The following is a 21295-nucleotide window of genomic DNA, read 5'->3' as shown; positions in this document are numbered from 1 at the left end:
TCCTAGGAGAGGAGGGCGGCGAGGCGGGTCGTGGCCTCGTCGAGGTCGGCGGGGTCGATGGTGAGCGGCGGGAGCAGCCGCAGGGTCGAGGGCGAGGTGGCGTTGAGGACGAGCCGCTGCTCCTGCAGCGCGCGGCCGACGAGCGCGAACGCGTCGATCCCGTCGAGCTCGATCGCCTGCATGTAGCCGCGGCCCCGGACCTCGGTGACCGCGGGCAGGTCACGCAGCCGCTCGCTCAGGCGCTCACCGGCGGCCCGCACGGCCGCCAGCAGCTCCGGGTCGCCGACGACGTCCAGCACCGCGAGCCCGGCCGCGCACTGCACGGGGCCCCCGGCGAACGTGGAGCCGTGGTCGCCGGGCTCGAAGACGTCGGCCATCGCGGGCCCGGCGACGAGCGCCCCGATCGGCAGGCCGCCGGCCAGCGCCTTCGCGACGGTGACCGCGTCCGGGACGACGCCGCTGTCCTCCCACCCCCACAGGTGACCGGTGCGGCCGAGACCGCACTGGATCTCGTCGAACACGAGCGCGGCCCCGTGGGCGTCGCAGGCCGCGCGCGCGGCGCGCAGGACCTCGGCGGGCAGCGGGTAGACGCCGCTCTCGCCCTGCACGGTCTCGAGGATCACGGCGGCGGTCCCGCCGTCGACCGCGGCCGTGATCGCCTCGGCCGTCGGCTCGACCGCGACGAACCCGGGGACCAGCGGGGCGAACGGGGCCTGCTTGGACTCCTGCGGGGTCGCGCTGAGCGCCCCGTAGGTGCGGCCGTGGAAGCCGCGGTGGACGGAGACGATCGTGCCGGCGCGGCGGCGCTTGCGCGCGCACTTCAGCGCGGCCTCGACGGCCTCGGTCCCGGAGTTCGTGAAGAAGACCTTCGTGCCGTCGCCGAGCTTCGACGCCTCCGCGAGGCGCGCGGAGAGCCGCACCATCGGGTCGGTGTAGAAGAGGTTGCCGACGTGGATGAGCTGCGCGGACTGGGCGGCGATCGCCTCGACGACGGCCGGGTGGCAGTGGCCGACGGAGTTGACGGCCAGACCGGTCTGCAGGTCCAGGTACTCGTGGCCCTCCGCGTCCCACAGCCGGGCGCCGAGCCCGCGGACGAAGTTCACCGGCTGGCGCGCGTAGTTGGCGGTCAGGTGCCGGTCACGCGGGCAGGGGCCGCCGCCCGCCGTGGAGCCACCGCCGGGGCAGGTCGCGTCGCTCATGCCGACGCCCGGATCTTCGTGCCGATGCCGGCGTCGGTGAACAGCTCGAGCAGCAGCGAGTGCGGCACGCGTCCGTCGACGATGTGCGCGAACGACACGCCGCCGTGGATGGCGTCCAGGCACGACTGCAGCTTCGGCCGCATGCCACCGCCGATCGAGGTCAGGGCCGCTTCGACCTCGTCGGCGCGCGCCTCGGAGATCACGCTGTCGAGGTCCGCGGGGTCGCGCAGCCAGCCCTCGACGTCGGTGAGGAACATGACCTTGTACGCGCCCATCGCGCGGGCGACGGCACCGGCGACCTCGTCGGCGTTGACGTTGTAGGACTGCCCGTCGCGGTCCGCGCCGACCGACGCGATCACCGGGATGTAGTCCTGGGCGATGTGGTTGAGCACGTCGACGTCGACCTTGTCGATCTTGCCGACGAAGCCGATGTCCGCCCCGCCCGGCGAGTGCTGCTTGGAGACGCGCAGCAGCCGGCCGTCGTCGCCGCTGAGGCCGACCGCGGGCTGCCCGTGCCGGCCGATCCGCTGGACGATGTCCTTGTTGACCTTGCCGACGAGGACCATCTTGGCGACCTCGACGGTCTCGGCGTCGGAGACGCGCAGCCCGTCGACGAAGCGCACGTCCATCCCGAGGCGCTCCATGTAGCCGGTGATCTCCGGGCCGCCGCCGTGGACGACGACCGGGTTGATCCCGACGTACTTCAGCAGCACGATGTCGCGCGCGAAGTCCTCCTTGAGGGACGGGTCGGTCATCGCCGCCCCGCCGTACTTCACGACGACGGTCTTGCCGTGGAACTCGCGGATGTAGGGCAGCGCCTCGAGCAGGGTGCCGAGGTCGCGAGGGGGCCGGGGGGTCACGTCGTGTACTCCGCGTTGATGGTCACGTACTCGTGCGAGAGGTCGCTGAAGAACACCTCGGCCTCGACGGCCGGGGTGCCGCTCGCGGCGGGTAGGTCGACCGCGTAGTCGACCTCGGTGCCGGCGACGGCCGCGTCGAGCGCCGCCTGGTCGAACGGGACGGCGGCGCCGCGCGCGCAGACCGGGACGCCCTCGATCGTGATGTCGAGGTCGACGGGTGCGCGGTCGGTCATCGCCAGGCCGACGGCCTGGGCGATGCGTCCCCAGTTCGGGTCGCCGCCGTGCAGCGCCGCCTTGACCAGCGGCGAGTTGGCGACCGCGCGGGCGCAGCGCTCGGCGTCGTCGCGGTCGTCGCCGCGCACGACGACGCGCCCGACGCGCCGCGAGCCCTCGCCGTCGCGGACGATCAGCAGCGCGAGCTGGCGCAGGAGCGCGTCGAGCGCCTCGCGCAGGATCGCCTCGTCCGGGGATCCGGCCGCGACCGCGACGCCCGAGGCGCCGCTGGCCTGCAGGATCGCCGTGTCGTTGGTGGAGAGCTGCCCGTCGACGGAGATGCGGTCGAAGCTGCGCCGCACCCCGTCGCCGAGCAGTCGGTCGGCGGTCGCGGCGTCGAGCTGCGCGTCGGTCTGCACGAAGCAGAGCATCGTCGCGAACGACGGCTGGATCATCCCGGCGCCCTTGGCCTGGGCGGTGATGGTCACGGGGCCGCCGGGGAGCGCGACCTGCAGCCGGGCGCTCTTGGCGAACTTGTCGGTGGTGCGGATCGCCTCGCCGAAGGCGCCGTGCCCGTCGGCGCGCAGCTCGTGGGAGGCGGCGAGCAGCCCCGCGGTCACCTTGCGGCCGTCGAGCTGCACGCCGATGACGCCGGTGGAGGCGACGGCGACCCGGTCCTCGGGCACGCCGCAGACCATCGCGGCGGCGCCCTGCATGCGGGCCGCCTCGTCCATGCCGCGCCCGCCGGTGGCGGCGTTGGCGTTGCCGCTGTTGACCGCGACGGCGCGGATGGCGTCGAGCCGCGTGCGGGTCTTGCACACGACGACGGGGGCCGCCAGGACGCCGGAGCGGGTGAATCGGGCGGCGCTGGTTGTCTCCGGGCTGTCGGCGACGAGCAGGCCGACGTCGGTGAGGCCGCTCTCCTTGATCCCGGCGGCGACGCCGGCCGCGCGGAACCCCTGCGGCAGGGCGTCCCCGTCGAGCACGATGACCGCCTCGGGCGCCGCGACCCAGCGGGAGTCGAAGAAGGCGCTCACCGCAGCCCCGCCGTCTCCGGGAGCCCCAGCGCGAGGTTCAGGTTCTGCACGGCCTGCGAGGCGGCGCCCTTGTAGACGTTGTCGATCGCGCAGAACACGAGGACCTTGCCGGTGCGCTCGTCCGCCCGGGCGGTGAGCCGCGCGTAGTTCGTGTCGCGCACGTCGCGGACGCCGGGCGAGGTGGCGACCACCTCGACGAACGGCTCCGCGTCGTAGGCGGTGGCGAACAGCTCGTCGACGTCGGCCTGGGTGACGGGCCGTGACGTGGTCACGTAGCAGGAGACGAGCTCGCCCTGGTCGAGCGGCAGCAGGTGCGGGATGAACGTGACGGGCGCGGTCGCCCCGAGCACGCCGAGCTCCTGCTGGATCTCCGGGAGGTGGCGGTGCCCGTCGATGCCGTAGGCGTCGACGTTCTCGTCCACGCGCGAGAAGTGCGTGCGCCACGACGCGCCGCGGCCGGCGCCCGAGACGCCGGTCTTCGCGTCGATGACGACGTCGGCGACGAGCCCTGCACGGGCGACGGGCGCGAGCGCGAGCAGCGCGGCGGTCGGGAAGCAGCCGGGGTTGGCGATCAGGCCCGCGCCGCGGAGCTCGTCCCGGTACAGCTCGGGCAGCCCGTAGACGGCCTCCTCCAGCAGCTGCGGGGCGACGTGCGGCACGTACCACCGCTCGTAGGTCTGCAGGTCGCGCAGCCGGAAGTCGGCGCTGAAGTCGACGACCGGGACCCCGCGCTCGCGCAGCCCGGCGACGACCGGGGCGCTCGCCCCGTGCGGGTAGGCGACGACGGCGGCGTCGATGCCGTCGGCGTGCCGGTCGAGGTCGAGCTCCTCGAGCACCACGGGCACGCGGTGGTGCGGGTAGACCTCGTCCAGGCGCGCGCCCGCGTCGCTGCGCGCGGTGGCGGCGGCGAGCTCGAGCCCGGGGTGGCGGTGCACGAGCGCGCAGGTGATGGCGCCCCCGAACCCGGCGGCCCCGGCGACGAGGATGCGCTTCGGGGTGCCGGAGGACCGCACGTGACCTCCGCCGGCGGGCCCCCGGCCCAGGCTGTCAGCCACGCAGCTCCCCTCCCACCTGCTCGGCGAGCGCGGCGACGATCTTCGCGCGCACCGGCGCGACGTCCTCGTCGGTCAGCGTGCGGTCGGGGGCGCGGAACTCGCAGTGCAGCGCGAGCGACACGCGTCCCTCCCCCAGCTGCGCGCCGCGGTACACGTCGAAGACGCGCACGTCGGCGAGCCGCTTGCCGCCCGCGCCGCGGACGACGTCGAGCACGCGCTGGGCGGGCACGTCGTCGGCGACGACGACCGCGAGGTCCTGGCGCAGCGCGGGGAAGCTCGTGAGGTCGCGGTAGCCGACGACCTCGGGCGCGAGCGCGGCGACCTTGCCGAGGTCGACGGCGAACGCCGCGACGGGACCGTCGAGGTCCCACGCCTGCGCGACGAGCGGGTGGACCTCGCCGAGGAACCCGATCCGGGCGCCGTCCGCGTCGAGGACCGCGCCGCTGCGGCCCGGGTGCAGGAACGGCCAGGCGCCCTCCGGGGCGTCCCCGATCGAGAACGGGACGCGCAGGGTGCCGAGCACCGCCTCGAGGATCCCCTTGGCGGTGAAGACGTCGGCGGGGGCCGGGGAGCCCGCACCCTGCCAGGAGGCGGGCGCCGCCGCACCGTGCAGGAGCACCGCGAGGGCGTGGTGCTCGTCGGCGGGCGCGGGCCTCCGGCCGGCCCAGGCCTCGGGCGGGGCGGGGCGGGCCGCGTAGACCGAGCCGCTCTCGAACAGCTGCACGTCGGCATGGCCGTGGGCGCGGTTGTGGGCGGCCGCGTCCAGCAGCGAGCCGAGGATCGTCGGGCGCAGGATCGACTGCGCCTCGCTCATCGGGTTCTCGAGCTGCACGACGGCGCGCAGCGGGTGCTCGGCCGGGATCCGCAGGCGGTCGAGCACGGCGGGCTCGGTGAACGACCAGCCGCAGACCTCGTGCAGTCCGACGCCGACGAGCACGTCCTCGGCGCGGCGGCGGACCTTCTGGGCGTGCGTGAGCTGCGCGGCGTGCCCGGTGCGGTTCTCGGGCACGGTCGAGGGGAGCGTGTCGAGCGCCTCGAGCCGGGCGACCTCCTCGATGAGGTCGGCCTCGCGGGTCACGTCGATGCGCCGGAAGGCGGGCACGGTCACGTCGAGGCCGTCCTCGGCGGGCGTGACGCCGAAGCCGAGCGTGGTGAGCACGGCGGCGCAGCGGTCGCGCGCGACGGGCGCGCCGAGCAGGGCGGTGACCTTCTCGTCGCGCAGCCGGATGACCGCGGGGGCCGGGCCGTCGCCGCCGAGGTCCAGGGTGCCGCCGACCGGGGTGGCGCCGCACAGCTCGACCATCAGCTGGTGGGCGACGGCCTGCGCCTCGAGCGTCTGCTCGGGCGCGAGGCCCTTCTCGAACCGGGAGCCCGCCTCGGAGCGCAGGCCGAGCTTCGCCATCGTGCGGTTGACGTTGGGCCCGTTCCAGGTCGCGACCTCCATCAGCACGCGGGTGGTCGTGGGCCGGGAGGTCCCCGGCTCGCCGGTCCCGGCGTCGTGGATCTCCGACCGGGCACCGCCCATCACGCCGGCGATCGACGTGGGGCCGTCGCCGTCGGCGAACAGGAGCATCTGGTCGTCGAGGGTGCGCTCGACCTCGTCGAGCGTCGTGATCGTCTCGCCGTCCGCGGCGCGCCGCAGGACGAGCGTGCCGCCCGCGATGCGGTCGGCGTCGAACGCGTGCAGCGGCTGGCCGGTGAGCAGCATCACGTAGTTGGTGATGTCGACGACGTTGTTGATCGGGCGCTGGCCGGCCGCGGTCAGCCGGGCCTTCAGCCACCGCGGCGACGGCGCGAGCGTGACGTCCTCGTAGAGCCGCCAGGTCATCCGCGGGCAGAGGTCCGGCGCCTCGTTGGTGATCGTGATGTCCCCGGCGGTGCCGGATCCGGCGGCGTCCTGGGTGCGCAGCTCGTCGAACGCGGGCCGGGCCGCCGGCGCCTCCCACGGCGGCGGCCCGAGCGGGGCGCCCGTGGCCGCCGCGACCTCGCGCGCCACGCCGTAGACGCCGAGGCAGTCGGGCCGGTTCGGGGTGATCTCGAGCTCGAGGACCTCGTCGCTGATCAGCAGCACGTCGGCGAGCGGCGTGCCCGCCACGAGGTCGTCGGGCAGCTCCATGATCCCGCCGGCGCGGTCGCTGGCGATGGCGACCTCGTCCTCGCTGAGGATCATCCCGGCGCTCGCGACGCCGCGCAGCTTCGCGGTCTTGAGCTTCGTGCCGTCGGGCATGATCGACCCGGGCCGCCCGACCGCGACGGTCTGGCCGGCGGCGACGTTCGGCGCGCCGCAGACGATCTGCGACGGCTCGGCCTCGCCCACGTCGACCGTGCAGACGGAGAGCTTGTCGGCGTCCGGGTGCGGTGCGCGCTCCAGGACCTTGCCGACGACGAAGTGCTCGAGCGCGTCGACGCCGTGGTGGTGGATGACGTCGATCTCCGTGCCCGTCATCGCGAGCCGGGTCGCGAGCTCGCGCGTGCCGAGCTCGGGGATGACGTGGTCGTGCAACCAGCTGAGGGGAAGCTTCATCCGAACTGCTCCAGGAACCGAAGGTCGTTCTCGTAGTAGAGGCGCAGGTCCGGCACGCCGTGCTTGAGCATCGCGATGCGCTCGATGCCCATCCCGAAGGCGAAGCCCTGCAGGTCCTCGTAGCCGTCGACGCCGCCCAGGACGTTCGGGTCGACCATGCCGGAGCCGAGGATCTCCAGCCAGCCGGTGCCCTTGCAGAGGTTGCAGCGGGCGCCGGTGCGCGGCAGTGCCCCGGTGCCCGAGCACTGGAAGCAGGTGACGTCGACCTCGACCGACGGCTCGGTGAACGGGAAGAAGTGCGGGCGCAGCCGGACCTCGCGCTCGTCGCCGAAGAGCGCGCGGGCGAACGCCAGCAGCACGCCCTTGAGGTCGGCGAGGGTGACGTCCTCGTCGACCCACAGGCCCTCGACCTGGTGGAACTGCGGCGTGTGGGTGGCGTCGCTGTCGCGCCGGTACACGCGTCCGGGCACGATCACGGCGATCGGCGGCTTCTGCGCCTCCATCGACCGGACCTGCATCGGCGAGGTGTGCGTGCGCAGGACGATCTCGTCGGGCGAGCCGAGCCCGGGTCCGGGTCCACCGTCGGGCGGCTGCACGTAGAAGGTGTCCGAGCGGCTGCGGGCCGGGTGCGCGGGCACGTGGTTGAGCGCGTCGAAGTTGTAGTGGACCCACTCCACCTCGGGGCCCTCGGCGACCCGGAACCCGAGGCCGAGGAAGACGTCCTCGATCTGGCGGCGGGTCTGCGTCAGCAGGTGCAGGCGGCCGACGGGCCGGGGCGGCGCCCCGGGCAGCGTGAGGTCGACGGCGTCGGCGACGAGCCGCGCGTCGAGCTCACCGGCGGCGAGCTCCGCGACGCGCTCCTCGAGCCGGGCCTCGACCGCCTTGCGGGCGACGTTCGCCGCCTTGCCCACGGCCCCGCGCTGCTCGGGCGGCAGCTCGGCCACCCCGCGCAGGATGTTGGGCAGCTCCGCCTTGCGCCCGAGCACCCGGACCCGCAGATCCTCGAGCGCCGCGGTGTCGGCGGCGCCTTCGATCGCGGTCAGGGCCTCGGCGCGCAGCGCCTCGATCCGGTCAAGCACGTCACTCATCGCTCGTCACCATATGGATTCGCCGCAGTTCGTAGAGGGCGACGCCGGCGGCCATCGCCGCGTTCAGCGACTCGCCCTCGATCGGGATGTGGGCGACGTGGTCGCACGCGGCGACGACGTCGTCGGGAAGGCCGTCGCGCTCGGCGCCGACCAGCAGGGTCACGGGCCCGTCGGCGAGCTGCGCGCCGAGCCGCGGTAGCGCGGTCCCGGCGCGGGCGACGAGCGCCACGGTCGCGCCCGGGAGGTCGCCGACGCCGCCGTGCGCGCGCACGAGCGGGGTGGCGAACACGGCTCCCATGCTGGCGCGGACCGCCTTCGGACCGTAGGGGTCGGCGGTGCCGGGCCCGAGCGAGACGGCCGCCGCCCCGAAGGCGTGCGCGGCGCGCAGGACGGTCCCGACGTTGCCGGGGTCGTGGACGCCGTGCAGGTGCACGGTCAGCCCGTCGGTCGCGGCCGGCGCGTAGCGCTGGTCGTAGATCGCGAGCGTGCGGGTGCCGGAGCCCAGCTGGGACACGGCGTGCAGCAGCTCGGCCTCGACCTCGGTCCCGGGCAGGCCGCTGCCGGCGACGCACAGCCGGGCGCGCGGCTCCCAGCCGGCGGCGTCGGCGGCCTCGAGCAGGTCCTCGCCCTCGGCGACGAACGCGCCCGCCCGTGCCCGCTCCCGCTTGGCGGCGAGCTTGCGGACCTGCTTGAGCGTCTCGTTGTGGGGGCTGGTGATGATCACGGGGGTGCGGAAAACAGAAAGGGCGCCGATCCCGGAGGAGTCGACGCCCGTGAAGGTCTGTGTCGGTGCGCTTCTGGCTAGGCAGCAGCAGCCGACGCCTCGCGGGCGGCGGCGACGAATCGCTTGAACGTCTCGGGGTCGCGGACGGCGATGTCGGCGAGCACCTTGCGGTCGAGCTCGATCTCGGCCAGCTTGAGGCCGTGGATGAACTGCCCGTAGGTCATGCCCTCGAGCCGCGCGGCGGCGTTGATGCGGGTGATCCACAGACGGCGGAAGTCGCGCTTGCGGTTGCGGCGATCGCGGTACGCGTACGCGTCCGCCTTCATCACCGCTTCCTTGGCGCGCTTGTAGTTGGAGTTCGCCTCGCCGCGGAAGCCCTTGGCGCGCTCCAGCGTGGAGCGGCGCTTCTTCTTCGCGTGGAGGCTGCGCTTGACGCGGGTCACTTGCCCACCCCCAGAAGCTTCTTGACGCGCGGGGCGTCGTGATCGCTGAGGATCACCGGGTTCGAGAACGAGCGCTTGCGCTTCGGGGACTTCTTCTCGAGGATGTGGCTCGAGTGCGAGTGGCGGGCCTTGACCTTGCCGCTCGCCGTCACCTTGAAGCGCTTCTTCGCGCCGCTATGAGTCTTCTGCTTCGGCATGGGCGACGGGGGAGTATGCCAGAGACGACCCGCGGTGCGTCCTGCGCCTCCCCGGCGTCCCGCTCGGGCCCCTCCGCGGAGCCGCGAGGCGGGGCCCGCGCCACCCCGGGAGGTGGCGCGGATCCGGACGTCTAGCTCGCAGGCGCCGCGTCGTCGGACGCGGCGGGCTCGTCGGACGCGGCAGGCTCCTCGGACGCCGCGGCGTCCTCGGAGGCGACCTCGTCCGCGGCAGGGGCCGCGTCGGCGGCCTGCTCAGCCGCGGCGGCCTCGTCGCGCTCGGCGACGGCGGCGTCCGCGGCGGCCTCGGCCTCGACCTGGGCCGCGGCGGCTTCCGCCGCCCGCGCCTGGTCCTCCTCGAGCGTGCCGGCGAGGACCGCCTTGCTCGGGCCGAGCAGCATCGTCATGTTGCGGCCGTCCTGGATCGGGCGCTGCTCGACGACGCAGAGCTCCTTCAGGTCCTCCGCGAGGCGGTCGAGGATCATCACGCCGCGCTCCGGGTGCGTGACCTCACGGCCGCGGAACATGATCGTGATCTTGACCTTGTCCTTGTGACGCAGGAAGCGCTCGACGTGACCCTTCTTCGTCGAGTAGTCGTGCTCCGCGATCTTCGGCCGGAACTTGATCTCCCGGATCGTGATCTGCGTCTGGTGCTTCTTGGCCGCCTTCTGCTTCTGCGCCTGCTCGTACTTGTACTTCGAGTAGTCGAGCACGCGGCACACCGGCGGGCGCGCGTCGGCGGCGACCTCGACCAGGTCGAGATCGCGGCTCTGCGCGTAGCGGAGTGCCTCGTCGGTGCGCATGACGCCGACCTGTGAGCCGGTCTCGTCGATCAGGCGCACCTCGGGCACGCGGATGCGCTCGTTGATGCGGGTGGTGTCCCGCTCGGGCGGGCGCCGGTCGAACCTACGCGGAACCGGCACTAGCTGTGTACACGCGGCGCGATCGTGCGCGCGGCGGGGGCAGTGAATTCAGTCAACAGCCAGGAGCATAACGCCTCAGGCACTGCGGGCGCGGGTGATCTCCGCGATCCGCTGCGCGACGGCCGCCACGGGCTCGCTGCCCTCGTCGCCCTCGCGGTGCCGACGGACGCTCACGGTGCCCTCCTCCATCTCGCGGTCGCCGACCACGAGCATGTACGGGACCTTGCGCAGCTCGGCCTCCCGGATCTTGCGCCCGACCGACTCGGTGCGCTCGTCCACCTCGGCGCGGACGCCGGCGGCCCGGAGCTCGTCACGGACCGCGCGGGCGGTGTCGGCGTGCCGGTCGGCGATCGGCAGCACGAGCGCCTGGGTCGGCGCGAGCCACACGGGGAGCTCGCCGGCGGTGTCCTCGATGAGGATGCCGATGAACCGCTCGTAGGAGCCCATCAGCGCTCGGTGGATCATCACCGGGCGGTGCTCGGCGTTGTCCGCGCCGACGTAGCTGAGGCCGAACCGCTCGGGCATCTGGTAGTCGACCTGGACGGTCCCCAGCTGCCAGGAGCGGCCGAGCGAGTCGGTCAGGTGCAGGTCGATCTTCGGGCCGTAGAACGCGCCGTCGCCCTCGTTGACCTCGTACTCGAGACCCTGGCTGCGCAGCGCGCTCTCCAGCGCGCCCTCGGCGTGGTCCCACAGCTCGTCGCTGCCGAGGCGGTTCTCCGGCCGCGTGGAGAGCTCGACCTTGACGTCGTCGAATCCGAACACCCGGTAGGTCTCGAACGCGAACTCCAGGCAGCCGGCGATCTCCTGCTGGATCTGCTCCTCGGTGCAGAAGACGTGGGCGTCGTCCTGGCAGAAGTGCCGCACGCGCAGTAGGCCGTGCAGCGCGCCGCTGAGCTCGTCGCGGTGCAGCAGGCCCGGCTCGGAGTAGCGGACGGGCAGGTCCTTGTAGGACCACTGCTGCATGCCGAACAGGTGCGCGTGGCCCGGGCAGTTCATCGGCTTGACGCCGAACTCGCGCCCCTCCGACCCGGTCACGAACATGTTCTCGCGGTACTTGCCCCAGTGCCCGGAGGTCTTCCACAGCTCGGAGTCGTAGATCTGGGGGGTCTTGACCTCGGTGTAGCCGCGCGGCTCCCCCATCTCACGGGAGAGCGCGACGAGCTCGTTGAAGACCGTGGTGCCGGCGGGCAGCCAGAACGCGCTGCCCGGCGCGGCGTCGCTGAACTGGAAGAGACCGAGCTGGGGACCCAGCCGGCGGTGGTCGCGCGCCTTCGCCTGCTCGAGGCGCTCGAGGTGCGCCTTCAGCTCCTTCTTGTCGAAGAACGCGGTGCCGTAGACGCGGGTGAGCATCGTGCGGTTCGCGTCGCCGCGCCAGTAGGCGCCGGCGACCGACTGCAGCTTGAAGGCGCCGATGCGACCGGTGGACGGCATGTGCGGGCCGCGGCAGAGGTCGGTGAACGGACCGTTGGTGTAGAGCGTGACGGTCTGCGCGCCCGTGTTGGTGATCAGGTCCTCGATCAGCTCGACCTTGTAGGGCTGGTCCTGCGCCTTGTAGCGCTCGATCGCCTCCTCGACCGTGACCTCCTCGCGATCGAAGGTCTCGTCGGCCTTGACGTGCTCCTTCATCTTCGCCTCGAGGGCCGCGAAGTCGGCCTCGGTGAGGGTCACGCCGTCCGGGAACTCGAAGTCGTAGTAGAAGCCGTGCTCGATCGGCGGTCCAATCGAGATCTTCACGCCCGGGAAGAGCTCCAGCGCGGCGGCCGCGAGGACGTGCGCGGTGTCGTGGCGCACGAGGTCCAGCGCGTCCTGCCCGGAGCTCCTGGTGATGATCTCCAGCGGCACGTCGGGGACGAGCGGGCGTGCGAGGTCGCGGACCTCGCCCTGCTGCTTGACGGCGAGCGCGGCGCGGGCGAGTCCGGGCCCGATCGCCGCGGCGGCGTCGAGGCCGGTGGCGCCCTCCGGGAGGTCGAGCTCGGTGCCGTCGGGGAGGGTGACCTTCATCGTCGTGGCAGCGTATCGGCGGACGTCCTGCGCCGCCCCGCGCGCACGACCGTTCGGACCCGTACGAACACGTGTTCGCGGTTTGCGCTAGGGTTCGAGCCCTCGACGGGTCAGAACCCGGGTCTCGGCGACCGTCTCGCCGCCACCCGAGGGACGTGAGCGCCGCCGGCCTGCGCCGGCACGAGGAGACGCTCCGTCCCTGTCTGCACCGTCGCCCACCGACCGGCCCGGGCCGGCGTGCGCCCGCATGCCCGCCCACCGGCCGCGAAAGGACGTGCATGCGCACATGCCCCCCACCACGAACCCCGTCCCCCGCCGCCTCGGCCTGACCGCCGTCGCCGCGACCGCAGCCGCCGCGCTCGCCGCCCCCGCCCTCCCGGCGCCCGCCGCCACCGCGCCGGCGACCGCGACCGTCCCGCTCATCGACCTGCCCGTCCCCGACGGCACGGTCGTGCACGACGCGCTCGAGGACCACGCGCGTGAGGTGCTGACCGACCGCGCCGTGCGACTCGGCCGCAAGGCGGCCGCGCTGCGCGACGGCCGCTTCCGCGCCCGCGCCTACCGGGCGGTCATCGACGACTGGTCGGTCGAGCGGCTCGAGCGTCGCATCACCCGCGTGCGCCGGCAGATCCGGACGCTGCGCCGCACCGGCGGGGCACCCGCCGTGCCGATCCCCGCGGCGCTGGCGTCGATCGCCGCCTGCGAGTCGGGCGGGAACCCGCGCGCGATCGGCGGCGGCGGCCGGTACCGCGGCAAGTACCAGTTCGACATGGGCACGTGGGCGAGCGTCGGCGGCAGCGGCGACCCGGCCGCCGCGCCCGAGCTCGAGCAGGACCGCCGCGCGGCGATGCTCTACGCGCGCGCCGGCGCGTCCCCCTGGCCGGTCTGCGGCTGAGCCACCCGGGGACGGTCGGGCGCCCGTCGTATGCTCGCCGGGTGCCCGACGCCTCCACCCTCCGCGCCCACTTCCCCGTCTTCGAGCGGGTCGCCTACCTGAACGCGGGGACCTGCGGCCCGCTCGCCGCCGAGGCGCTGCAGCGCGGGGCCGACAGCGCCCTGCGCGCCGCCGAGGAGGGCCGGTCGGCCGACTACTACCCGCGCCTGGGCGAGGCTCGCGAGGAGCTGCGCGCGCGGTACGGCGAGCTCGTCGGCGCGCAGTCCCCGCACGACGTCGCGGTCACCGCCTCGACCAGTGAGGGCATGGCGCGGGTGATCGCGGGCCTGGACCTGCGTCCGGGGGACGAGATCGTCACCGCCGACGACGAGCATCCCGGCCTGCTCGGCCCGCTGTCGGCCGCCCGGCGCCTGCGCGGCATCACGGTGAAGGTCGTGCCGCTGCGCAGGATCGCCGCGCACATCGGCCGGCGCACGAAGCTCGTCGCGTGCTCCCACGTGCACTGGGCCACCGGGGAGCTCGCCCCGGAGGACCTCGCCGCCCGGCCCGCGGACGTGCCGCTGCTGCTCGACGGCGCCCAGGGGGCGGGCGCGGTGCCCGTCGACGTCGCGGCGCTGCGCTGCGACTTCTACGCCGCGGCCGGCCAGAAGTGGCTGTGCGGCCCGGTCGGGCTCGGCCTGCTGTGGATCTCCCCGGACTGGCAGGAGCGGGTGATGGTGCACATGCCGACCTACGCGCACCTGTCCGAGCCCTCGGCCGGCCTGGAGGCGCGGCCCTGGCCGGACGCGCGCGCCCACGACGCGTTCGCCACCTCCGCGGAGGCGTACCTGGCCGGCGTGGCCGCGCACGACGTGCTCGCCGACGCCGGCTGGGCGGACGTGCACGCGCGTGCCGCCGCGCTCGCCGCCGACCTGGCCGACCAGCTCGCCGAGCGGGGCCACGAGGTCGCTCCACGGGGCCGCAGCACCCTGGTCAGCTGGAAGGCCGAGGACCCGGACGCGGTCGTCGCCGCCTGCGCCGAGCGGGGCGTGGCCGTGCGGTCGTTCGCCGGGCTGCCGTGGGTCCGCGCGTCGGTCGGTGCGTGGAACGACCAGTCGGACCTCAAGCGGCTGCTCGCCGCGATCGCCTAGAGGGGTCCTGAAGAAACAGGACCCTCCTGGAGCCCGAGGTCGTCGCGCACGCGCGCGAACGTCGCGTGCGCCCGCTCGTCGAAGAGCCAGAAGCGCGCCTCGACGACCTCCGGGTGCCGCGCGAGCGCCCGCGCGGTGGCGGTCAGCGCCACGTGGGCGGCGCGCTCCAGCGGGTAGCGGTAGATGCCGGTCGAGATCGCCGGCAGCGCGACGCGGCGACCGCCGCGCTCGGCGGCGGCGGCGATCGCCCGCTCGAAGCAGGACGCGAGCAGCTCGGGCTCCCCGCGCTCGCCGCCGTGCCAGATCGGGCCGACCGCGTGGACGATGAAGCGGGCGGGCAGGCGACCGGCGGAGGTCACCCGCACCTCCCCGGTCGGGCAACCGCCGTGGGCACGGCACTCAGGCAGGATCTCCGGCCCGGCCGCGCGGTGGATCGCGCCGTCGACGCCGCCGCCCCCGAGCAGTCCGGAGTTGGCCGCGTTCACGAGGACGTCCGCCTCCCCGTCCGTGGTGATGTCGCCGAGATGCAGGGTGATCCGCGACAAAGGCGACGACCGGAATCGAACCGGTGTACACGGCTTTGCAGGCCGCTGCGTAGCCACTCCGCCACGTCGCCAGGTGCGCGCACAGCCTAGCGCCCGGACCACGCGTCACGCGGCGCGCCACGTTTGCGCGCGGGTTGCTACTCTCCTGCACCCCAGGGGCGATTAGCTCAGCTGGGAGAGCGCCTGCTCGACAAGCAGGAGGTCACTGGTTCGAGCCCAGTATCGCCCACTCGGAAAGCCCCGCAGCCGCGGGGCTTTCTCCGTTCCGGGGTCGGTCAGCCGGTCGGGGTGGCCGCGTCGATCGCGGCGACGACCGCGTCCCGGAACGCGCGTGCCTCGCGGTCGGGCTCCCGGCCCTCGAGCCGCTCGTCGCCGAGCACCGCGACGGTCGCCTCGCCGCTCTGCAGCACCGTGACGTGACGCTCGGTGAACGGCTCCTCGCCGGCGCCGAACCACTGCACGACGACGGCCCACTGCAGGACGGCGAGCGGGAACGGGAACGCGGTCAGGGCGATCTCCCATGCCTCCAGGCGCGGCACGTCGATCTCGCAGCTCACGAGCGCCGTGTCGGTGAGGAGCAGGACGGTGACGTCGCCGTCGACCGCCTCCCGCTCGGGCGTCACGCGCGGGACGACCGCCCAGCTGCGCGGCTCGACGGGCAGCTGGGCGAGGCCGGACGCGATCCGCTGCACGAGCCCGAGCCCGGCCTCGTGCGCCTCCGACCGCCGCTCCGGGCTGTCGGCCCAGGCGCGGGCGATCCCCTCTGCCGTCGTGCGATCCATGCGCCGGGTACGGTGCGGGAGCGCACGCGGGATCGTCGGCGCTCCGCGCCCAGGTCGTTCGGGGGCCGTGGCAAATTGACGTAGCCCGTTCATGACGGTGGGACGACCGGACGCTCATCCGATCGGGTGGCCCCGGTCCACCGGGCGGACGGCCCCGGTTTCGACCGCAGAACCGTCCAGGCCGACGGTGGGCGCGCACCCCGGTCGGTGGTGGTATGTGCCTCGTGCTCTGGGGGCAGCCTGGGGCGACCACCCACCCCCTCCCGGAGACACGCCATGGAGTACCTCTTCCTCTTCGCGATCGTCACGCCGCTCGCACTGCTCGTCCTGAACCTCACGGGCTTCCGCGCCGGCAGCACGCCCGCCACGGCCGTGACGCTCGACCTCTCCGTCGCACCGGCCGCCGCGCCCACCCCGGTCGCCGCGACGCCCGCGGTGCGCATGCCGTCCCCGGCGATCGTCGTCCCCGAGCAGCTCGACCTCGACGCCGAGATCTACCTGCTGCCCCGTCGCGACGTCGTGACGGCGCCCACGGGCAGCAGCGCCACCGCCGGTGGCACCCTCGTCGCGCTCCCGCGCCACACCCCCCTGGTGGCGCAGCGGAGCATGGCGCAGCGCTGACCCCCTTCAGCGCGCCCCGAGGGGCAGGCGCCGTTCCCCCGCCGCGCCGCCCCACCCTCGACCGATGGCCGCTCTCCCCCGAGCGGCCATCGGCCGTTCCGGGCCCTGTCGCCCCGGTGCATCCACGAGCCGTCAAGCTCCGTCGCGCTCGTCTATACTCCGTGCCACCTTGCGGCTGTAGCTCAGTTGGCTAGAGCGTCTGCTTGCCATGCAGAAGGTCGAGAGTTCGAGTCTCTTCAGCCGCTTGACGAAAGCCCCGCCCCGGCGGGGTTTTCTTTTTGGCCGAGCGAGAGTTCGGAACAATTGGTCCCGAAACTTGGTCCCCAAACTCGGGACCAAGTTTTCGAAAGCCAACTGGCCGAGGTCGCCTCGAGCCCCATTCGATTGCCTCTGGTTCGCAGACAACGCTGGCGCGTCAACGCTGACTTGTTCTCGGTGGCGCGGATCTCGGGCCGTACTACGCTCGCTTCGTGAGTAAGAAAGATCGGGAAGCCCTTCTCGCCGGGGAAGTAGTCGTTGGACGGTTCCAGGTCATTGGCACCGAGGACGTTGTCCCTGGAGTCCTCCGCTGGTCGGCTCGGGACGGCGCAACGCTGGAACTGATCGACGACGCCAGTGGGTTTCCTCGATCGTTCGACGCTCTTCCGTTCGGCGTTCACGGCTTGCTCAGGAACGGTGGCGAGGTGAGTCTCTTCGACTGCCGAGTCAGCAGGATGCAGCTACTCGACCATCCGACGCACATCAGATGCTCGACGCTGGCGTACGGTGCTCAGGTCCTCCCTGAGGATCGCTGGCCGCGCGCGATCTACGGCACGGCCGCCCTCTCTCAGTGGCGGGACGACAGCGGGATCCATCTGGCCAATCTCCCTTCGGCCGACGACCCCACCCTGCGTGTCGAGTTTCAGCCGACGACACGTGATCGCGTCGATGTGCCCGGCGCCGAACTGGTCTTCTGCGGGCATCGCGACACGTCGCCGTACGGCCACCGCTCGGACTTTTGGTCCAGAACCGACGCCGTGATGGTCGTCAATCCGCGCCGACCGCAAACGATCGCTGCACTGATGAGCAAGCACGCTCAGCCCCTGCGAGCGTTGATGGCGCTCGCGGCCGACCGGCCGGACGACCTGACCCGGGAGATCTACGTTGACGTCGATCGACCCTTGCGCATCGAGGTATGGCGGCAAGGTCGTCCGCCTCTGAAAGGTGAATGGGAACGCCGGCAGCTCTTCGGGGCTGACCAGCTCATCGACTACCCAAAGGCGATTCGCGCTTGGTGGCGACTGCACCGACAGGTCTGGCCGGCGCTCGATCTCCTCGGCGACCACGCGAACGAGGGCAACTCGTTCTCGCCCGGAAGATTCCTCACGGTGTTCTCTGCCATCGAACGGTACGCGGAGATCCGACACAAGACGACGGACCTGAAGAAACTCCGGACGTACAGCCAACTTGACTCCTCGCTCACCGGTTGCACGAACCCGGCGCTCGATCTCATCGGGGTCACGCGCGGCTACGTCGCGCACTTCAACAACGTCGACGACGCTCGGCGAGCGCAGGTCGAGGATCAGATGGTCGTCTCGACTCGGCGGGTCGCTGCGCTCATGCAAGCGTGCCTTTTGCGCAATCTCGGGATCCGGAAGGGCCAGCGCCAGACGCTCCTGGAACGTCACTACGCCTCGTGGCCTCTGGTCTAACCGGGATCGGGCAAAGGCAGCTCCGCTAGAAGAAGCCGGACGGTCGAGATGACCCACACCGCGACATCGTCCGGCAGTGCATCGCCCCGGCCGTGGGCGTACTCGTTCCTGACGGCAAGCACCGCTTCGATCGTCTTCTTCCAGTGCTTGCCGTAGAGCTGCGGCCCGTTCTTCCCGGTCAGCTCATCGTTCAGAGTGGACAAGAGCCGCGGCGCGCTCCGCTCCGCGCGAGACTCGGAGTGATGCTCGTCCAGCGCACGGAGCCGGTTGCCAAGCGCCACCTCAACGGCTTGCACGACGGCACTGGTCGCCGAGGACCTCAACAACAAAATCGCTTCATCGAGCGGATCACGCGGACGAGGATCTAGTGCTTCTCGACCTAGCGCGCTGACGCGCAGTGCCGAGATCGCGCGGTTGTCCTGGTCCGAGCCGTCGAGGTAGCCGGCCTCGCGCAGCGCGTGCGCAGCGAGTGTCTGTCGCCATTGTTCCGGCGACGCGCCCACGTAGAGCCCCGGCAACAGGTCACCCCGAAAGCCGCTGCTCTGCACCCGGCGGAGGATCGGCACGCACGTCCGGCCCCAGTCGCCGTCGTCCCATGGGCCTGCGTGGTGCTCGCGTCCTTGAGGCGGCCACTGTCCACAATGGCGCAGGCCCGCCGGCGTCAGCTCGAGGCGGACCCAACGAACGGTGTGGCCGTAGTCGGCTCGGTCCGCCCGGAGGAGTCCGAGGCTCACCGCCTCGCGGAGAAGGTCGTCCACCTCCGGCTCAGTAAGACCGAGCTCGTCAACGCGGGCTTCCGGTGTTAGGCCCATCTGTAGCGGCCGGTCCAAGCCCATCAGCCAGGTCAGGACCCGATCAAGGTTCTCCGCCGTCAACTCACTAGCCATCGCCTATACCGACCCGCACCCATAGCCGAACCTCATGGACCCAGCTTAGGGTCGCCCCGGCCCCCAAGCCCCCGTCCAGTCAGGCGCTCTCAGCTCCCTGAAACGGCCAGGCACAGACTTTCACCCAGTCGGTGAAAGCAGCTGCGGCGCGCCGGGCCCTCCGAACGGCGCTACCCCCGGCGGCAGCCGTAGGTCATCGGGTTCGCTTGAGTACCCCGAAGCCGCCTCTGGTTTGTCCCCTTCCCAGAACTCAGGGGGGAGTAGTTGGCGACTCGCGCGACATAGAGAGAGATGCTTTCTCTCGGAAAAATTGGAGCTGCCCCCGATGCCGGCCGCTATTACGTCCGTCAGGTCGCCTCCGGAGCCGAGGACTACTACGCCGGTGTGGGCGAGGCTCCCGGCGAATGGACGGGCTCCGGTTCCGAGGACCTCGGCCTCCGCGGACAGGTCCCCGAGGACGGCGTCACCCGGCTACTGGCCGCCCAGCATCCGGCGACCGGCAAGCAACTGCGCACGGAGCTGAAGCCTGGCTCGGTTGCGGGGTTCGATCTCTGCTTCAAAGCTCCCAAGAGCGTCGGCCTGGTCTTCGGTATCGCCGAAGAGGACGTCTCGGCACAGGTCCGGGACGGACACGAGGCCGCTGTCCGTGAGGCGCTCGGGTACCTGGAGCGGGAGGCGTGCATCGTGCGCCGCGGCAAGGGCGGTGCCGTCCAGCTCCGAGGCCGCGGGTTCGTCGCCGCGGCGTTCCGCCACCGGACCTCCCGGGCCGGCGACCCGCTGCTCCACACACACGTCGTCGTCGCTAACCAGGCTCAGGGTCCAGACGGCCGCTGGACCGCGCTGTTCGGCCGGGCGATCTATGCGCACGCCAAGACGGCCGGCTACGTCTACCAGGCGGCGTTGCGTGAGGAGCTGAGTGATCGGCTTGGGGTGCGGTGGCAGCCGGTGCGCAGCGGGACGGCGGACATCGAAGGGGTGTCGAGGTCGGCGGTCGAGGCGTTCAGTCGGCGGCGGGCGGAGATCCTCGCGACGATGGACGAGCGGGGCGAGCACACCGCCCGCGCCGCCCAGGTCGCCGCGCTGGACACCAGGCGCACCAAGCCCCACGACGTCGACCACCGCAGCCTCCGCGAGGAGTGGCGCGAGCGGGCGCGAGCGTGCGGCATCCGCGAGCGCGACATCCCAGCGCTGCTGCATCGCGAGCCCGCCCCGCTCCTCACCCCGGCCGACATCGAGTCGGAGATCCGCCGGCTCCTCGGCCCCGAGGGACTGACCGCCCAGGCGTCCTCGTTCGACCGTCGCGACGTCGTACGGGCGTTCGCGGAACACGCCCGGGCCGGCGCTGCTTCGCAAGACGTCGAGCGGCGGGCCGAACTGCTGCTCGCCCGGCCGGAGATCGCCGGGCTCGACGACGGCCGCTGGACCACGCACGAGCTCCTCGAAACGGAGAAGCGACTGCTCGACGCAGCCAGCCGAACCACGGACCGCTGCGACGCAGCCTCCCCCGCCGAGACGACCGAGCGCGCGATCCGCGACCGCCCGACGCTCAGCGACGAACAGGTCGACGCCGTCCGCCAGATCACGAGCGGCCCCGGCTCGGTCCAGGTTCTCCGTGCGCCGGCTGGGACCGGCAAGACGTTCGCGCTCGACGCGGCCCGCGACGCATGGGAACAAGCCGGCGTTCCCGTCCTCGGGTGTGCGCTGTCGGCTCGGGCGGCGTGCGAGCTGCGCGACCAGGCCGCCCTCCCAACCACCACCATCGCCCGCCTGCGGCTCGCGCTCGATGGCTCCGCCCGGCTGCAGCCTGGATCGGTCTTGATCGTCGACGAGGCCGGAATGGTCGGCACCCGCGACCTCGCCGCCCTCACCGACGCCGCCCTCCAGGCCAACGGACGGATCGTCCTGGTCGGCGACGACCGCCAGCTCCCGGAGATCGACGCAGGCGGCGCCTTCCGCGCCCTCGCCGAACAAGGACCCACCAGCGAGCTGCACGAGGTCCGCCGCCAAAGCGAACCCTGGGACCGCGACGCGCTCGCCCAGCTCCGTAACGGCAAGGTCGAGGACTTCGTACGGGCCTACCTCGAGCATGACCGCGTCGTCCTCGCACCCACCGCACCAGGCGCCCGCGACGCCCTCGTCCAGGACTGGTGGACCGACCGCGAAGAGCACGGCGGCAGCTCGCTCATGCTCGCCAACCGCCGCAGCGACGTCGCCGACCTCAACGCCCGCGCCCGCCAGCACCTCCGCGCCGCCGGCCAGCTCGGTCCCGACGCCCTCACGACCGAGGACCGAGCGTTCGCCGTCGGGGACCGCGTCATTACCACCCACAACGACCGCCGACTCGGCGTCCACAACGGCCAAGCCGGACAGCTCGAACGCGCGGACCGCACCGGCGTCCTCATCCGCCTCGACGACCACAGCGAACTCAAGCTCCCCGCGCACTACGCCCACGAAGTGGAGTTCCCCCGTTTCGGTGGACAGGG

The 21295-nt window shown here is 72.8% G+C and carries 19 protein-coding genes and 3 tRNA genes; 7 read left to right on the top strand and 15 right to left on the bottom strand.

The genetic code is table 11. The annotated features are described in order from the left end of the window. Positions 1-2: 2 nt before the first annotated feature. The 11 genes from C7Y72_RS22150 to thrS form a co-directional block, all read right to left on the bottom strand. Complete coding sequence (locus C7Y72_RS22150; RefSeq protein ID WP_107571391.1) at positions 3-1199, bottom strand: aspartate aminotransferase family protein; 1197 nt, start codon at positions 1197-1199, stop codon at positions 3-5. Further along, the gene (gene argB / locus C7Y72_RS22145; protein WP_107571390.1) at positions 1196-2059 is read right to left on the bottom strand and encodes an acetylglutamate kinase; all 864 of its coding nucleotides are present in this window, start codon (positions 2057-2059) and stop codon (positions 1196-1198) included. The genes C7Y72_RS22150 and argB overlap by 4 nt, the downstream gene beginning before the upstream one ends. Beyond that, positions 2056-3309 (bottom strand): bifunctional glutamate N-acetyltransferase/amino-acid acetyltransferase ArgJ, encoded by a 1254-nt coding sequence (gene argJ / locus C7Y72_RS22140; protein ID WP_107571389.1) that lies wholly within the window; start codon positions 3307-3309, stop codon positions 2056-2058. Before argJ ends, argB begins: the two co-directional genes overlap by 4 nt. Beyond that, a complete protein-coding gene (gene argC, locus C7Y72_RS22135) occupies positions 3306-4364 on the bottom strand; it encodes an N-acetyl-gamma-glutamyl-phosphate reductase (RefSeq protein ID WP_233243963.1) in 1059 nt (352 codons plus the stop codon). Before argC ends, argJ begins: the two co-directional genes overlap by 4 nt. Then, positions 4357-6888: a phenylalanine--tRNA ligase subunit beta gene (pheT, locus tag C7Y72_RS22130; RefSeq protein WP_107571387.1), complete on the bottom strand. Its 2532-nt coding sequence runs from the start codon at positions 6886-6888 to the stop codon at positions 4357-4359. Before pheT ends, argC begins: the two co-directional genes overlap by 8 nt. Then, positions 6885-7976 carry a phenylalanine--tRNA ligase subunit alpha gene (gene pheS, locus C7Y72_RS22125; RefSeq protein ID WP_107571386.1) on the bottom strand — a complete coding sequence of 364 codons (1092 nt, stop codon included), beginning with the start codon at positions 7974-7976 and terminating at the stop codon, positions 6885-6887. The genes pheT and pheS overlap by 4 nt, the downstream gene beginning before the upstream one ends. Next, positions 7969-8700, bottom strand: coding sequence for a TrmH family RNA methyltransferase (locus tag C7Y72_RS22120; RefSeq protein ID WP_158277004.1), 732 nt, complete (start codon positions 8698-8700; stop codon positions 7969-7971). The genes pheS and C7Y72_RS22120 overlap by 8 nt, the downstream gene beginning before the upstream one ends. A gap of 77 nt (positions 8701-8777) precedes the next feature. Continuing rightward, positions 8778-9143: a 50S ribosomal protein L20 gene (gene rplT, locus C7Y72_RS22115; protein WP_107571384.1), complete on the bottom strand. Its 366-nt coding sequence runs from the start codon at positions 9141-9143 to the stop codon at positions 8778-8780. Then, positions 9140-9340: a 50S ribosomal protein L35 gene (gene rpmI / locus C7Y72_RS22110; protein WP_107571383.1), complete on the bottom strand. Its 201-nt coding sequence runs from the start codon at positions 9338-9340 to the stop codon at positions 9140-9142. The genes rplT and rpmI overlap by 4 nt, the downstream gene beginning before the upstream one ends. Before the next feature lie 131 nt (positions 9341-9471). Continuing rightward, on the bottom strand, positions 9472-10260 hold the full coding sequence (gene infC, locus C7Y72_RS22105) for a translation initiation factor IF-3 (RefSeq protein WP_107571382.1): 789 nt from the start codon (positions 10258-10260) through the stop codon (positions 9472-9474). A 75-nt stretch (positions 10261-10335) separates the two neighbouring features. Next, positions 10336-12261, bottom strand: a complete 1926-nt coding sequence (thrS, locus tag C7Y72_RS22100; RefSeq protein ID WP_107571381.1) for a threonine--tRNA ligase — start codon at positions 12259-12261, stop codon at positions 10336-10338. A 286-nt stretch (positions 12262-12547) separates the two neighbouring features. On the opposite strand from thrS, the gene C7Y72_RS22095 reads away from it, so the two are divergent. Both C7Y72_RS22095 and C7Y72_RS22090 read left to right on the top strand, forming a co-directional pair. Then, the gene (locus C7Y72_RS22095; RefSeq protein ID WP_199224030.1) at positions 12548-13156 is read left to right on the top strand and encodes a transglycosylase family protein; all 609 of its coding nucleotides are present in this window, start codon (positions 12548-12550) and stop codon (positions 13154-13156) included. 41 nt (positions 13157-13197) lie between these two features. After that, complete coding sequence (locus tag C7Y72_RS22090; RefSeq protein WP_107571380.1) at positions 13198-14286, top strand: aminotransferase class V-fold PLP-dependent enzyme; 1089 nt, start codon at positions 13198-13200, stop codon at positions 14284-14286. Here C7Y72_RS22090 and C7Y72_RS22085 read toward each other — a convergent pair. Together C7Y72_RS22085 and C7Y72_RS22080 are read right to left on the bottom strand one after the other, a co-directional pair. Further along, positions 14283-14831, bottom strand: coding sequence for a macro domain-containing protein (locus C7Y72_RS22085; RefSeq protein WP_107571379.1), 549 nt, complete (start codon positions 14829-14831; stop codon positions 14283-14285). The genes C7Y72_RS22090 and C7Y72_RS22085 overlap by 4 nt on opposite strands. Then, a tRNA-Cys gene (locus tag C7Y72_RS22080) sits at positions 14832-14902 on the bottom strand. It abuts the gene before it with no gap. A gap of 85 nt (positions 14903-14987) precedes the next feature. Here C7Y72_RS22080 and C7Y72_RS22075 point away from each other — a divergent pair. After that, a tRNA-Val gene (locus tag C7Y72_RS22075) sits at positions 14988-15060 on the top strand. A 46-nt stretch (positions 15061-15106) separates the two neighbouring features. Here the strand turns inward: C7Y72_RS22075 and C7Y72_RS22070 are convergent. Further along, on the bottom strand, positions 15107-15613 hold the full coding sequence (locus C7Y72_RS22070; RefSeq protein ID WP_107571378.1) for a hypothetical protein: 507 nt from the start codon (positions 15611-15613) through the stop codon (positions 15107-15109). Positions 15614-15889: 276 nt separating this feature from the next. Between C7Y72_RS22070 and C7Y72_RS22065 the strand changes: the two genes are divergently transcribed. The 3 genes from C7Y72_RS22065 (at position 15890) to C7Y72_RS22055 (ending at position 17925) form a co-directional block, all read left to right on the top strand. Continuing rightward, entirely contained in the window at positions 15890-16234 is a 345-nt protein-coding gene (locus C7Y72_RS22065) for a hypothetical protein (protein ID WP_107571377.1), read from the top strand. Positions 16235-16405: 171 nt separating this feature from the next. Continuing rightward, a tRNA-Gly gene (locus C7Y72_RS22060) sits at positions 16406-16479 on the top strand. A gap of 225 nt (positions 16480-16704) precedes the next feature. After that, positions 16705-17925 (top strand): ApeA N-terminal domain 1-containing protein, encoded by a 1221-nt coding sequence (locus C7Y72_RS22055; protein ID WP_107571376.1) that lies wholly within the window; start codon positions 16705-16707, stop codon positions 17923-17925. Here C7Y72_RS22055 and C7Y72_RS22050 read toward each other — a convergent pair. Further along, positions 17922-18800: a hypothetical protein gene (locus C7Y72_RS22050; RefSeq protein ID WP_158277003.1), complete on the bottom strand. Its 879-nt coding sequence runs from the start codon at positions 18798-18800 to the stop codon at positions 17922-17924. The genes C7Y72_RS22055 and C7Y72_RS22050 overlap by 4 nt on opposite strands. A 303-nt stretch (positions 18801-19103) precedes the next feature. Between C7Y72_RS22050 and mobF the strand changes: the two genes are divergently transcribed. Further along, positions 19104-21295, top strand: a 2192-nt coding sequence (gene mobF / locus C7Y72_RS22045) for a MobF family relaxase (protein WP_107571374.1), incomplete at its 3' end; no start/stop codon positions are given.

Origin of the sequence: Paraconexibacter algicola (assembly GCF_003044185.1) — a bacterium.
GTDB lineage: Bacteria > Actinomycetota > Thermoleophilia > Solirubrobacterales > Solirubrobacteraceae > Paraconexibacter > Paraconexibacter algicola.
The sequence above is the reverse complement of the archived record's forward strand: the minus strand, read 5'-3'. Positions and strand labels throughout refer to the sequence as shown.